Source organism: Salegentibacter lacus (assembly GCF_020164555.1).
GTDB classification, from domain to species: Bacteria; Bacteroidota; Bacteroidia; order Flavobacteriales; family Flavobacteriaceae; genus Salegentibacter; species Salegentibacter lacus.
This window is the reverse complement of record NZ_JAIQZB010000012.1, coordinates 122467-136500: the sequence shown is the minus strand read 5'-3', so window position 1 is coordinate 136500 and position 14034 is coordinate 122467. Positions and strand designations below refer to the sequence as shown.

Annotated in this window: 17 protein-coding genes and 1 pseudogene; 6 read left to right on the top strand and 12 right to left on the bottom strand. The window is 35.7% G+C overall.

Annotated elements, in window-relative coordinates; genetic code table 11:
- Positions 1 to 191 precede the first annotated feature (191 nt).
- Entirely contained in the window at positions 192 to 647 is a 456-nt protein-coding gene (locus LB465_RS11570) for a nuclear transport factor 2 family protein (protein WP_224470022.1), read from the bottom strand.
- A gap of 179 nt (positions 648 to 826) precedes the next feature.
- Between LB465_RS11570 and LB465_RS11565 the strand changes: the two genes are divergently transcribed.
- Complete coding sequence (locus LB465_RS11565) at positions 827 to 1219, top strand: hypothetical protein (protein WP_224470021.1); 393 nt, start codon at positions 827 to 829, stop codon at positions 1217 to 1219.
- Positions 1216 to 1416: a helix-turn-helix transcriptional regulator gene (locus LB465_RS11560; RefSeq protein ID WP_224470020.1), complete on the top strand. Its 201-nt coding sequence runs from the start codon at positions 1216 to 1218 to the stop codon at positions 1414 to 1416. The genes LB465_RS11565 and LB465_RS11560 overlap by 4 nt, the downstream gene beginning before the upstream one ends.
- 270 nt (positions 1417 to 1686) lie before the next feature.
- On the opposite strand, the gene LB465_RS11555 is transcribed toward LB465_RS11560, so the two are convergent.
- On the bottom strand, positions 1687 to 1842 hold the full coding sequence (locus tag LB465_RS11555) for a hypothetical protein (RefSeq protein ID WP_224470019.1): 156 nt from the start codon (positions 1840 to 1842) through the stop codon (positions 1687 to 1689).
- A gap of 43 nt (positions 1843 to 1885) precedes the next feature.
- A complete protein-coding gene (locus LB465_RS11550; RefSeq protein WP_224470018.1) occupies positions 1886 to 2299 on the bottom strand; it encodes a DUF2846 domain-containing protein in 414 nt (137 codons plus the stop codon).
- 311 nt (positions 2300 to 2610) lie between these two features.
- Here LB465_RS11550 and LB465_RS11545 point away from each other — a divergent pair, with 311 nt between their 5' ends.
- The 4 genes and pseudogenes from LB465_RS11545 to LB465_RS11530 all read left to right on the top strand — a co-directional run.
- Positions 2611 to 2790 (top strand): RsbRD N-terminal domain-containing protein, encoded by a 180-nt coding sequence (locus tag LB465_RS11545; RefSeq protein WP_224470017.1) that lies wholly within the window; start codon positions 2611 to 2613, stop codon positions 2788 to 2790.
- A gap of 29 nt (positions 2791 to 2819) precedes the next feature.
- Entirely contained in the window at positions 2820 to 3005 is a 186-nt protein-coding gene (locus LB465_RS11540) for a hypothetical protein (RefSeq protein ID WP_224470016.1), read from the top strand.
- A 206-nt stretch (positions 3006 to 3211) separates the two neighbouring features.
- Positions 3212 to 3478, top strand: a complete 267-nt coding sequence (locus LB465_RS11535; RefSeq protein ID WP_224470015.1) for a hypothetical protein — start codon at positions 3212 to 3214, stop codon at positions 3476 to 3478.
- Positions 3479 to 3602: 124 nt separating this feature from the next.
- Positions 3603 to 3728 (top strand): annotated as a pseudogene (locus tag LB465_RS11530) (ATP-binding protein); the annotation flags it as partial.
- A 73-nt stretch (positions 3729 to 3801) separates the two neighbouring features.
- Here the strand turns inward: LB465_RS11530 and LB465_RS11525 are convergent.
- From LB465_RS11525 to LB465_RS11485, 9 genes are all read right to left on the bottom strand, one after another.
- A complete protein-coding gene (locus tag LB465_RS11525; RefSeq protein ID WP_224470014.1) occupies positions 3802 to 8292 on the bottom strand; it encodes an ATP-binding cassette domain-containing protein in 4491 nt (1496 codons plus the stop codon).
- 588 nt (positions 8293 to 8880) lie between these two features.
- Positions 8881 to 9819 (bottom strand): endonuclease/exonuclease/phosphatase family protein, encoded by a 939-nt coding sequence (locus LB465_RS11520; RefSeq protein WP_224470013.1) that lies wholly within the window; start codon positions 9817 to 9819, stop codon positions 8881 to 8883.
- Positions 9820 to 9870: 51 nt separating this feature from the next.
- On the bottom strand, positions 9871 to 10302 hold the full coding sequence (locus LB465_RS11515; RefSeq protein ID WP_224470012.1) for a hypothetical protein: 432 nt from the start codon (positions 10300 to 10302) through the stop codon (positions 9871 to 9873).
- 116 nt (positions 10303 to 10418) lie between these two features.
- Positions 10419 to 11402, bottom strand: a complete 984-nt coding sequence (locus LB465_RS11510) for a type II toxin-antitoxin system HipA family toxin (protein ID WP_224470011.1) — start codon at positions 11400 to 11402, stop codon at positions 10419 to 10421.
- Positions 11399 to 11731, bottom strand: coding sequence for a HipA N-terminal domain-containing protein (locus LB465_RS11505; protein ID WP_224470010.1), 333 nt, complete (start codon positions 11729 to 11731; stop codon positions 11399 to 11401). Before LB465_RS11505 ends, LB465_RS11510 begins: the two co-directional genes overlap by 4 nt.
- 6 nt (positions 11732 to 11737) lie before the next feature.
- Positions 11738 to 11947 (bottom strand): helix-turn-helix domain-containing protein, encoded by a 210-nt coding sequence (locus LB465_RS11500; RefSeq protein WP_079719514.1) that lies wholly within the window; start codon positions 11945 to 11947, stop codon positions 11738 to 11740.
- 299 nt (positions 11948 to 12246) lie between these two features.
- Positions 12247 to 12750: a hypothetical protein gene (locus LB465_RS11495; RefSeq protein ID WP_224470009.1), complete on the bottom strand. Its 504-nt coding sequence runs from the start codon at positions 12748 to 12750 to the stop codon at positions 12247 to 12249.
- Positions 12751 to 12826: 76 nt separating this feature from the next.
- The gene (locus tag LB465_RS11490; RefSeq protein WP_224470008.1) at positions 12827 to 13414 is read right to left on the bottom strand and encodes a hypothetical protein; all 588 of its coding nucleotides are present in this window, start codon (positions 13412 to 13414) and stop codon (positions 12827 to 12829) included.
- 57 nt (positions 13415 to 13471) lie between these two features.
- On the bottom strand, positions 13472 to 14032 hold the full coding sequence (locus LB465_RS11485; protein ID WP_224470007.1) for a hypothetical protein: 561 nt from the start codon (positions 14030 to 14032) through the stop codon (positions 13472 to 13474).
- Positions 14033 to 14034: the final 2 nt, after the last annotated feature.

Here is a 14034-nt window from a genome sequence, read left to right as displayed (position 1 = left end):
CCGGTTCTTTTTTAGCAGAATTTTTTGAAGGTGATTTTTCTTTTGCCATAATTTTCTAAATAGTTTAGCATTAACCCGGTAAAGATAGTGAAAGAAAGCTTTGGAAATTAGTTTTCCAGATAATCGAAATTAAAGTGCTCAGGGGCTTGTCTCGAAATCTTTTGAATATAAAAGGTAAAGTTAGAATTATATCACTCCTCCGGGACTATGGTAGAATGTAGTAGTTGAAGCTTCCATCCCTCTTCCGTAAGAATAGCGGTAGCGCTTTCCAGCCAGTTTATCTCGTTTACCACCTCTTCTCCTTTCTTAAATTCGGCTTTATTGAAGTAGGCCACCCAGGCCATCTTTCCTTCAATCTTTATCTCGATAAAATCGAAAGAATTTATTCTTTTCACCTGTGTTTTCTGTGCTCTGGCCTGTTTTATATAATTTCTCATTTTCTCCATATCCCATACTTCTCCATTCTCCAGGAGTAAAAAATCCTGTGTACAATACGTCTCCAGTGCCTCCAGGTCCATATCAGAAAATATACCCTGAAAAGAGTCTGAAATTAGATCTTTGATTTGTTCTTCTTTGGTATATTCGGACTGCTGCCCTGTAACTGTTACTGCTATGAACAGTATTAGAATCTGAACTATTCTTTTCATGGAAAACGATATTTAAGATTTAAACCGGGATGCCAAATTTAGTGAATTGAGTATGGAAATATTTTTCTCTTCTAAACTTAAAAATTAAAGATTTTTTGTAAACAAGACTTTACATTGATTTATTTTACTATTTTTGTAAAGTAAACATTACATAAAGTAAACTGTTAAATACATAAAATATGAAAAAAGAACGCAAAAAAAATCTTTACAATCTTGCCTTATGGACCTGGAGTTGGGTAGCTACGCTGGCAATTGCCAGTTTTGGACCAAAGTACATTTGGGACGATCATACTGTTTTAACAACATTAGCAATTTCGGTAAATTTTGTTCACGGAATTCTTATGATTGTCGCAAACCGAAGAATGTTTAATAATTTTGACGAGCTGGAACGCAAGATCCATTTGGAGTCTTTGGCTTTAACATTGGGTTTAGCCGTTGTTGTAGGCCTGTCTTATTCTTTGCTTGACACCACCAATCTAATTGCTTATGATGCAGCAATAAGCAACCTGGTAATATTTATAGGTTTAACTTATTTAGTTTTAGTCACCATAAATACCAGAAGATACGCATGAAGAACAGGTTAAAAGTACTTCGAGCCGAATATAGCTATACCCAGGAAGATTTAGCAGATATTATTGGTGTTTCAAGACAAACAATTAATGCTATAGAAAAAGAGAAATTTGATCCCAGTTTGCCAACAGCTTTTAGAATTTCAAAACTTTTTAAATTACCTATAGAAGTGATTTTTCATTTTGAAGAAACTAAATAAGGTTCGATTGAATGAGAATTTTTCAAGTTTGCTTAGCTTTTTAATCTCTTTCAGGTTATTTCTTTCCTTTTTGTTTTGACCAATAATCGCAAAAATCATTGCTATAATAATTAAGATATTTCCTATAATACTGGTAATTGAAACCTTTTCCGGATTATCAGAATTCAAATGAAAAATATTATAAATTAAAAGCCTACTTGCAGAAATTACAACGAAATAAGCAAGGGTTTTATTTTCATATGGAGATCTAAGTATTTAAAATGCAGCCCCTTATTTTTGGAATCTTATGCCACCGGTTAATAATAATCCAATTCCAATGCCCATTAGCAAACCTGAAGCTATCCCGGCTAAATCTCCTTCGATTAAGGAAAATAGAACAATTCCAATTCCTAATAATATTAAACCGGTAATTCTTATTCTACTCATAGTTTTTTTAAGTCTAAAATTTAGATCCTGAGTGTTTCACCTTTTAATTAACCTGATAAAGTTTTAAATAATGATTTCTACCAAAACTTATTGGATAAATTATATATACTAAAATACCAGCGGAGAAAGCGATCATCAAAAAATCATTGATCTCAATCCTATAGGATAAAATAAGCAGACTTATTTGAGCTACAATTAATATTGGCAACACCCATTTATTTTTAGAAAATCCTGTTAGTTCTACTTTTGTTAGCTCATTCTCTTTAATTTCAATATCGTTTAACTGGCTACCGCACCAGTCAATTTTTGCTTTCAGTTTATAGTTACCGGGTTCTAAATCAAATTCTTTGAATTCCCCGTTGGCTATGGCACCAATTTTTTGATCATCGAGATATAATCCGATTTTCCTGGCCCTATTTGCCCATTCGGATCTTCTATTTACTACTAATTTGCACATTGAGGGACTTTAAAATAAAGATGCTAAGGGTTTTGTTTATTATTACCGATGCTCTGTTAAAGAGATCTTAAAAATAGAAAAAATCCTGAAATTTCAGAGAAAACGATAAGATTTTTAAACCGGAAGTTTTATGCACTAAAATACTAGCGTTTATATTATTGAAATATCCAAAAATTCTAGTCTGTATAGGCAAAACCAGAATGACTTTACGTTTGGTGGCCTGTTTAAAAAGGCTTAGCTGTTAATTCTATCTAAATGGGTATGGGGTTATTTTTCAAAGCTTTATATTAAAAAATACCAATGTCAACAACATGAAATTTGCTCACTTTATCAAAAATAATAAAGATGAAATTTCTAACGAATGGGTGGAATTTGCCCAGGATAATATTTGTGGTATTAATGAACTGCAACCCAAGGAGGTTCGGGATCACATCAAGCAAATGCTTGATACGATTGTAAAAAGCATGGAGGCATCGCAAACTGAAGCCTAGCAGGAATCAAAGTCGAAAGGAAATAAAAAATGCGGCGTAGTGAAAGCAAGGCTGCCAATCAACACGGTGCGCAACGGGCAGATCTAGGTTTTGACATTATGGAATTGAGTTCTGAATTTAGAGCGCTTAGGGCAAGTGTTTTGCGACTTTGGGAAGCGAATAGTAAGGCAGATAATTTGGAAACCGATTTTCAGGATATGATACGTTTTAATTAGGTTATTGATGAGTTATGGATGATTTCTATAAAACGCTTTCAGCATCAGGTAGATGAAAGCAAGAATTGGTTTATGGGGATATTAGGGCACGATTTGCGGAACCCCTTGTTGCCATTTCGGGCGTGAATTCAATTCTTAAGCTATCTAAGAATTTATCGGCAAAGGAAAAACCTCTACTTGGCCGTTCGGGTTCCAGTGTAAAACGTATGACAGAATTGATTAATAATCTTCTGGAATTAACCAATTTACGCCTGGGAAGCGGAATGACGAAAAATAAGTCTCCCATTGATCTTTCAAAACAAAGTGAAAAGATTGTTCAAGAATTACAGCTGGGTTACCCTGAAGCCGAATTAGTTCTTGAATCTCCCGGTCCCGTTCAGGGAAATTGGGACGGTATACCGTTGGATCAATTAATGACCAATTTAATTCTAATGCTCTGCGTCACGGAAAACCGGGAGGCCCTGTTACCGTAAATGTTTCTGCTAAAGGAAATGATACATTCTTTGAGGTTCACAACGAGGGGCCAAAATTACCGGAAAGTATTAAAGAAATGATTTCGAAAGGAACGTTTATTAAAACTAAAGGAGATCCCGCAAAAAAGATAGTTATGGTCTCGGTTTGTATATCGTAAAGCAATTAGTTGATGGCCATAAGGGCCAAATAAATGTAAAAAGCGATGAAACAAGCGGCACAACTTTTATAATTACTTTTCCAAGAAACTAATTTCTGTTAGCTCCGGTTAGATCATTTCCCCGATGAATAGATTTTCTCTGATAAAATTTTTAAAATGAATATCTCATTTCAAAACTACCCCTACTCCTATTTTCCCTAACAAATAGGGATTATGATCAATAATCAGAATATCATTGGCTTCGCTGAGTTTTTTTAGTATTTCAAACAAGAGATCAATATCGGCATAATGCAGTCCGGTGCTGGGTTCATCTAAAATATAAAGCGCATTGGTAGTTTGGTCCTGCAACCAGTTTAATAATAATAATCGCTGTTTCTCTCCAGAAGAAAGCGATTGTACCGGCTGATCTAGTCTAAGATGTTCCAACCCGATCTCCTCTAACTGATCTAAAAATTGAAGGGTTTTATCAGGAACCTTAGCCTTTTCAAACCATTTCTTTAATTCCATAAGATTTAAAGCGAGTACCTCAGCAATATTTTTCGAATCAACAGTATATTTCACAATGTGCGGCTGATAGCGTTGCCCTTTACACACTTCGCATTTTTCAATCGCATTGGCGGCTACATCCAGGCTGGTTTCCAAATAGCCTTTGCCTTTGCAGTTTGGGCACTGACTTGTTTTTGTTTTATACGAAAAGTCACGAGCCTTGAGTCTTGTTTCGCTTGCAAAAATCTTGCTTATATGTTTCAATAGATCCAAATAAGAAACTAACAAGGTATTTGCATGAGATCTTAGTTTTTTAGACTCAAAATAATGCGCTGCTGAATACTTTTCAGGAAATTTTATACTTTCACAATTGACCGGCTTGCCCGTCTCAATGCTCGGAATCAGGATGTCCTTCACTAAAGTGGTCTTCCCTATTCCCGATTTACCGCTAATGGCGGTGATTCCTCCAACAGGCACTTGTAGTGCATCTTTCACTAAGGTGTGTTTGGAGAGTTTCTGGATGACAATAGACTTCTTTGCTCTTTTTAACTCAATCGCTTTAGAAGGTTCTTTCAAAAAAGAATGACAATCGGCTTGTTTCAAATAATCCTTAGGACTCCCCTGATAAGTTATATATCCTCCCAATTTACCCGCCTGAGGCCCCAGTTGAACCAACTGATCTGCCGCCAGAATAATCTCCTTGTTGTGCTCAATCACAATCACCGTATTACCTTTTCCGATAAGTTCTTTTAAAATATTGACCAGGTCGGGAATATTGTCATTAGATAACCCTGCTGAAGGTTCATCCAACAAATAGGTAATGCCTTTGAGGGGTGAGTTTAACTGTTTGATAAGTGCAACCCGCTGGTTTTCTCCACCGGAAAGTGTGTGAGATTTACGGTCGAGCTGCAGGTGATCAATATGCAACTGCTTTGCACGCTTTATGGTATTGATCAAATAAGGCTGAATATTCGAGATAAGTTTTTGATCCATCTCCTCGTGTTTAGAATCAGCCGAAAGCCAGTTTTCCAAAGCTTTAAAATCCATTGATCTTATTTGATTAATAGATTTTCCTCCAATTTGAAAAGCTAAGCGTTCCGGCTTTAATCCACTTCCCGCACAATGACTACATTCCTCAAGAGAGAAAAGTGCCTTGAGCCTTTCAATATTCTTATTTTTCCGGGTTTTATAATATTCTTCTTTTAGATAATGGAAAAGTCCTTCCCATTTCATACTTACTTCCTGAGTACCTTCCCTGGTTTTGGTTTTAAATAACCAGTTGGCTTTCCAAACAGTTTCACCCGCCCCATTAAACAGAATGTCTTTTTGTTTATCGGTCAGCTCCTTATAAGGCGTTTCCAGGCTAAATCCACATTTGGAACCCACTTCCTTTACAATCGCCATATATTGGCTGCTCGCATGTGCATAATAAGCCAGGGATTTGTTGTGCTCAAAAATGCCGTCAGCAATACTCTTGTTATGCTCCAGGACTATTTTATTTAAATCCGGCAACAATTCCTGACCCATACCATCGCAGATAGCACATTTCCCCAGTTCGTGATTATTAGAAAAATGACTGGCCGATAATTCTCTGCCTTCGTATTGCGCTTTCCTGGAGAAAGCGAAACGCAAAATCTTATCTATTCCCGTTTGCTTTGCAATATCGGAACAGTCTGTAAAACTCTTTTCTTTACGAGTAACGCAAATAGTTGGACTAAGACCTTCAATATGATCAACTTCAAATTGAAAATTCACTCCTACCCTGGACTGCTGATAAGACGAAAACTGTTTGGTCATTTCCTGAAGTCCGTAGCCGTGCAAGGTGTCAATCACTAAAGAGGATTTTCCCGAACCTGAAATTCCTGTTACTACCGATAATTGATTTTTAGGTATTTCTACATCGAGATCTTTGAGGTAATGAGTTCTAGCCCCCTTTATGGATATCGCATCCCTGCGTTGATCCAGTGCTTCTTTCAGTTCCCGTACTTCGGCTTTTATGGCATTATTTACCAGTGTATCACAAGAGGTTTGAAAAAGTGGATTTTTCTCAAAGCAAATAATACCAGCCGTTTGTTCCTTGAGCTGGTGCAAAGCTTTTAGCAGCTGCCTCACATTTTGCTGGTGCAATCCAATACTGGGTTCTTCCAGTAATAAAAGGGTATTTTTTGATTGTTTGGCAAAATGCTTAGTTAGTTTAATGCGTTGCGCTTCACCCCCTGATAAAGTATTGGAAGGCTGGCCAAGTTTGATATAACCCAGGCCTAATTGCAGCATCAAAGACAGAATTTGTGTGATCTGCTTTTCCTCAGCAAAGAAATCATAAGCTTCCGAAATACTCAGATTATAAATTTCCGCAATATTTTTATTGTTCCAATGCACTTGCAGTATATCTGCCTTAAAACGCTTGCCATTACAGGTTGGACAAATCTGGTTGATAGTGCCCATCACATTCATAGAGAGGGTGATCACACCCGCACCTTCACAGGCTTCACATCTTCCGCGCTTGTTATTAAAAGAAAAAGCTCCTTTTGCCAGTTTTAAGGATTTGGCTTCCGGGGATTTAGCCAGGAGATCACGTATTTTATCGGCTAAGCCGGTATAAGTAGCAGGATTACTTCTAGGGGTTTTACCAATGGGTTGATCTGATACCGTAAGCAGTTTTAAATCTTCTTTTGCTGTATATGCTGAAAGCTTTTGTAATATTTGAGGTGTTTTTCTGCTCAATACAGTCAATTCCCCCCGTTGAGGCTGAAGTGAATCTGCTGATTTTCGTTTAGGCTTAGATTCAGACTTTGATGTTGCCTTTTGTAATTCAGCTAAGGTAGGACTCGATAAGTCTTCCGCAGTTAAAAATTTCTGGATCGGTCCATTAAAAATCACTTCTCCTCCATACTCACCGGCGGCCGGACCTAGTTCGACTATCCAATCTGCAGAGCGGATAAACTTCAAGTCGTGTTCTACCACCATAACCGTATTGCCTCGCTTTATCAAGCGATCGAGAATATGGAATAAATAGTTTTGGTAGTCTTCAGATAAACCAATGGAAGGTTCATCAAATACATAAAGTATACCTTGCAGGCTACTGTTTACCTGTTTGATCAATTTGATACGCTGGGCATCACCTGAAGAAATATCAGTACTTGAAGTGCTCAACCGGTATTCCTCCATTCCCAATCGTATAAGATCGAACAGTTGCGTGCAGATCTTATCTACTAATACCTGTTCACCGGCAACTAGGTTCTGGCTTTTCAATTTATCGTATAGGGCTTTTAAAGGAAGTTCCAACCATTCCTGAAAGTTGAACCCTTTCCATTTGTATTTCAGGTGTTCCGCCTTAATCCGTGCTCCTTTACAACTCGGACATGTGCTGGAGCTGGCAAACTTTAAGATGTTTGGATTTCGGTCCCGTCTCAAAATATCTTTCATAATAGGAAGCATCCCTTTGTAAAAGCCTTCTTCCCGTGGCTTAGCTTTAAAGCCTTCCCATCTTAGCCGGGATTCCAATGTATGTTTTCCATAAAAAACCTTAATGTGATCACTTCCATTTAAAACCACATCTTTTTGTTCATCTGTGAGTTCCTTCCAGGGAATATCTACATTAAAACCATGCGTCTTGCACACTTTATTCAATTCATCAACCGTGATCTGCGAATAGACGATATATCCATTAGGCAAAGTAGTGGTAATGGCTCCTTCTCTAAGGGTTTTATTTTCATCACCGACCAACTTATTAATGTCGATGTATTCAGCCTCCCCAATACCGTGACAGCGCTCACAAGCCCCTTTGGGATGGTTGAAAGAAAAGAGTGACTTGCTCATTGCCTCCCTGCCCGAGTATCGGGCAAATAAAATTCTAAAGACAGCAGCTAGTTCTGAAAGTGTTCCGAAAGTGGCATTAATAGACTGAAAGCGTTTTGACTGCTCCACCTTGATCACCGGTTGTAGCGCTTCTATATCATCCACCTCAGCAGTAGGAATTAACTGAGCATTTTGTTGATTATATGCAGGTAGGCTCTCTAAAAAATAACGGTATCCTTCATTAGCTATAACATCCATAGCCAGAGATGATTTCCCGGAACCCGATAAACCGGTCACCACAACCAATTGATTTTCAGGAATATTTAAATTTATATTTTTGAGATTGTTCTGGTGGGCATTAATGACACGCATAAAGGCTTGTTGTTTCTCTATTTGGAAAAATAAAAATAGGAAGATTATACAGCCTACGATGGGATTTTAAGGAAAGTATAGCATAATTTGTATTCGCTTAAGGATTCTTAATTAGAATGGCTGTGTTACTTTCCGATACAGAAATCGTCTTTCCAGTAATTACCTACACTTCCTGCATTTCGAGGTACAATCTAGGTACATACCTAATTCCAACATGTTATAAAAAATCAAAAAATGTTAGAAAATATTTAGTCTTTTTAAATTTTACTGATAATTACGTAATTCAAATTTACAGTAATTAGTTAAATAAATTAATTTTTAAATGAATTTACCGGTTATTTCACCAGTGTTCTCTCCTTTAATTTTCGCCAGTTCGATTCACTAATGATTTCTCCGGTGAGTTCACTACTAATATATTTATATATTGATGAAAAGAGTATTCATTCTACCTCATATTATTGAATGTTTTTTCCCAGCAATTATAAAAAGGTGCTATTTATATAGCTTGATATACTCGAATTAAATAGGGGATTGCAGGCGAGCTGAAGGTTTCAGTTGGAACTAAGCCTCAACATTCATTTTCCCGGATCAATTTATTCCAATTATCATATTAATCGGTAAATGGTCAGAACCTACATTTGGTCCGATTGATCTATCTATAACGTGTAAATGATCTGAAACTAAAAAATGATCCAGAGTTGTTTGCAAAATACCATAATTTGCCGGCCAGGTGGGTAATAATCCAAAACCGACTCTACTATCTTTTAAACCTTTACTTAAAAGGATCTTGAAATGGTTTGAAAAGGATGAAGTATTAAAATCCCCAGCTATTATAAGATTAGGGGAATACTGAGATCTTTTACTAATTATATTAGTTAATTGTTTATTTCTGTTCTCGAATGTTGTCTGGCTAATTGGAGGAATTGGATGAGTTGCTATTAATGATAACTTCTCATTTTCTACTTGTAGATCGGCAACAATTGAAGGTTTGTTATTTAGCTCGAAATAATCAATAGAACTATTCATTTTATGTTTACTCAATAAGGCAATTCCGAAATTATCCAGTCTTGGTTCTAGTTCTTTATATTTATATTTCTGAATTACCGGGAGTAAATGATTTTGCCATCCTGGCGTAAACTCCATTAAAATTAGAACGTCCGGATCTTCTGATTCTATGTAGTCTAAAACCAGATCTACTTTTGAATTACTTGACAATAAATTGATGCTTGAAATTTTGAGCTGATTTTCGGTGGTTTTCGGTAAAGTATCCGATTTTAAATAATATGGAACTATGTAATAGCTATTCCAGCAAATTGCTAAAGAAAGAAGCGTAATAGCCAGTATTTTCTTTTGTAGTAAAATAATGGCCACGACTAGAAATAAAACAGAGATCACTAAATATTGGAGTTTAAAATTTGAAAAAATGTCTACAAACCAATAATTAGGAAAGACATTTGGTAAAATGGAAACTGATAAAATTCCGAATATTAGTAACCAGGTCAGTTTTTTAAAAATCGTTTTCTTCATCTAATTGAATATTAAGCAACTTTTGGTAGATCCTAACTCCATTCTGAAAAACTATTTTGTTTGAACTTTATATTCCTTAATCAATCTATCTCTTTCCCTTTTTCTTTTTTTCGACACAAAGAGGAGCGGAATTCCAATGCCTCCTTCAATAGCGCCAGTACTTATCAATATACCTCCTACCAAACCTCGAAAAGGATTTTCGTGCCAAAAGGAACCTTCCTGGCCGGATGCAACCAGAACTCCAGACCCAATACTTAGCGCTGAAAGAGAGGTAAGGATTATGCCAGATAATTTATTCGATTTTCTTTGTTTGTCAGTTTTTAATATTGCCCTTAACTGGTTTGTGTATTGAAAATCATTCTGTTTCTGGTTGGAATATTCCAAATCAAGCTTAGCAAGTTTTTTGATTTCTCTATCGCTCAGATCCTGGGCGTTCACTGTTATTGGTAAAATGCTTAGAAAGACTATTAAATAAATTTTCATTAGATCTTTTTTAAATCTCAAAAGAATTCCAAAATTCAGTACTACATTCATCACGTTTTGCTTCTCATCGCCATAGAATTTATATTCTATCTTTTCTACTTCGAAATAAAAAAAGATTAAGACTTTATTTTCTGAAGTTGTTTTAACCGGTATTGATAATCCTGGATATAATTTCGTTGGGTAGCTTCTTTTAAAAAAGATGCCTGGGTTAATTGGATAATTTTCTCTGAATGCTCCATCATGTCTGCCATTATTTGATCAAATCGCTTTGGTTTTAGATCTACCTGTTCTGCCAAAATTTTAAACTGACCTGCAGTCGTGGTTTGCCCCAAACTTTTTGGCATTAAGCCATCATCCAGTGCAAAATCGCTATCATCTACATGGATGCGAGTATTGAGTAAATCATAAGCCGGGCTTAACCGGTGATCTCCCATAGGGGTTTCCAAAATGGCAAAGTTTTTTAGGTGGGCATCACCGTTAGAGAACAAATAATTGAATAGCAGCAGTTTAAATAATTTAGGAATTTCCACACGATAAGCCGGTAGGAATTTTTTCATCAAATGAAATAATTCCAGATAATTCCCTTCGTATTTATAATGTTCGCCGTGTGTCTGGGGAGTTTTACCGGCAAGGGTGGCAAAATCTTCTTTTGATTTCTTCGAACCATCTGGGTTTACATCAAAACGTTTCGTTATATAGGCGGGAGCTTCATTTTCAAAAAAAATAAGCGCATTTTCGGCAGTTTCAATATTGTAGACCTGGCGCGCGATCTGCATGGTTAAATGCTCATTGGCCGGCATTTCATAATTCTTCTTGCCAGCATTGGGAACCGGTTTCAATATATGGGTCCCTTGCTCCCCTTCTTTGATGAGACGTAACTTATTTTTTTCCAGAAGTAAAGAGAATTTTTCCTGCACCCCTGAAATAGAAATTCGTTTTTGATTGTCCTCAAAGAGTTTATCGGTTTGCAGGTTCGAGTTGGGCGCATCATAAGGCAATACGTGTGAAACTTTACGTCCATCAAAAACACGCTTTAAACATGTTCTGCTATAAGTGCTAAATCCTTCTGCTAAAGTTCCTGGGCAGTGATCTATTTTCATTTAACCTCTTTATTTTTTTTGACAGTAATTGCACCTACAGTATCATAACGAGCGGTAGTCATAAGAATTCCAAAATAATCATCAGAATCCAGCCGGTTAGCCTTACACACCGTTTGTCTATTAGTTCCTTCCGGAAGCATATTATAGAAAAAAGGAAATAAGTAATTAGCATTATATTCCGGTTGGGATCTTGGCAGGGTTAGACTAATAGATGGATTCTCCGGATCGGCCAACCAGGCTTCCAGATACCGGAAAGTAAAACTCCCGTCATCGTGCTGTTTCAAAATGCCAGCTTCTTTTTCTTTATAATATATAGTCGCTTGCCTCATTTACACCTAGACTTTTTTGACCTGCAGTGTGATTTCCATACCAAGGACGTCTGTGATTCTTTGTAAAGATTCTAGGGTAGGGTTAGCCTGACCGGTCTCAATCTTATATAACGTATTAATCCCGATATCAGCCATCTCTGCCAATTGTTTCTGGGTAATCCGCATATTATCTCGGCGTTGCTGAATCAGCTGACCAATCTTTTGTATCGCTGCCATAGGTTCTTTTATTTTTCTAACCGCTAAACCCACATTATACTGTGGAATCAGACATCATAAATATGGTTAGAACCAAAATTACATTAAAATCCACACTTTAAGGTGGAAATCAAATCATTTATGTCATTGGCATCTAAAAATATGCGAATAACCACATTATAATGTGATAATGAACGTCGTTTTTAGAAACTAACGAGCACTTTGTATTGAGGTAATGACTCAATTCGCAAATTGAGAATCACTGGTTTAGGTATGTTTAATTTCGAATTTTCTGATGACTAATACTAAGCAATTGGTATCTAATCAGTTTTTTCTGTTTGATTAGTTTTTATGCCAAGCATTTCATTTAAATTTTCCTGAGGAGTTAACCAAAATATTACTGCAACACCACCAATTACCAGTATCCTTTTTAAAATTCGTGAATAAACATCTGATCTGCCTGATAAATATTTAACAAATGAAATTATACCAATTATCCCTAAAATTGGAATTCCTAAAGAGTAATATGTATTAAAAGGCCAATCCATAAGAGAAAATAGAACACCCAAAATAATGATGCCTAATCCAAACCCAAGTCCGACAGTTCCAAGTATTCTCCATTTCGAAATACCGCTGTAAGACTCCTTTTTTAATATTTTTTTGAAAGGAATATGATTAAAATAAGCGAAACTAAAATAGGTATAGAATAAACTCAAACCTGTTATCGACATTATAAAAATGGGATTTATGGCATTTCCAAGAACAAATTTATAAGCTATCGAAGTTGCGGCAACAGCTCCGAAAATCAATTCGATTTTTCTCATTTAGATAGATTTAATACTAAATAACAGTTATGGTTGAAGTAAGTATACATAGTGTAAGCTAATACATAAATTTTTCTCAGTTTTCTCCTAGCTTAATATCGATTCCAAACATTAGATAACCCAAAATAAATCCTTTATTACCAAATTGAATATTTAATGGTCGAATTTCATACGCTAATCGTTTTCCACTTGGTGTAATTCTTAAACCTAAAGAAAACTTACCGCCAAAATAAATAGAATTGAAAAATTCTGAAGTGTAATTGTCTGCTTCTGGCATTCCTCCAGTTCCCAATAAACCTCTTGAATAATTCAAGAAAATTCCAGGGGAGGTAACTACAGAAATAGATTTAAATTTTACCAAATCGTAATGTAAATTGAAGCCAAAAGATGATATTCTATAAAATTGATCTCTGGTATCTGTTATTCCTATAGGCAGAAAGCCGCCAAATATTAAATTTGGATTAAGCCTTATTCTGTTATTGTTGCCAAAGCTTTTCTGATAACCGATAGAATAGATTAATCCCATACCCCTCTCTTCCCGGCCATTATTAAAACTTAATCCGATTCCAGTCCTTATTGATTGAGGATGAGATTTTTCTTGAGAATATAGGTTCTGATTTAAAGATAAAAATAGGAAAAGGATAAAAATATAATATTGATTCATGTGTTTCGAAGTAGATGAATTAATTATGATTCGAGAACTATATTGTATCTCAACTGGTTATTCAGATTGAATTCTATCTAAAACACCTCTAAAATGTCCTTGAATAATGCGAGATTCTGTTAATTCAATTTCAAAATTTATATCATTAATTGCTGTAAGTTCTTCAATTTCAATATCAATTATGGCCACATCCGGAACTATACGTTCTTCAATTACCAGCGACTGTTGGCACATTTGTAAAATTCCATTTGAAGCTTCGCAATTGAAATTAAATTGAGCAAAACTAAAACTGCTATTATTTGAATTAAACTCATAGGATCCATTTGGAGCAAAACCTACTGTAGTTACAGGTCCACTCCGATCTGGGATTCCTCTAAAGACAACAGAATTTTTTGTTGCCTCACTAAACTCGAGCTCATTTGAATCTGTAAATGGTGAAATAATTTCTCCATCAGTAATAACTATGTAAAAATCATCTATTTCTTCAGTTGATAAATCTGGAATAAAGTAAGCTTTATTAACTTTATAAAAATTTGAGTTGAAAAAAAAACCATTACTTTTCTCTTCAGCATGAATTTGATCTTCGTTATTGTTACATGAAAGAAAAAGAAGCATCATAA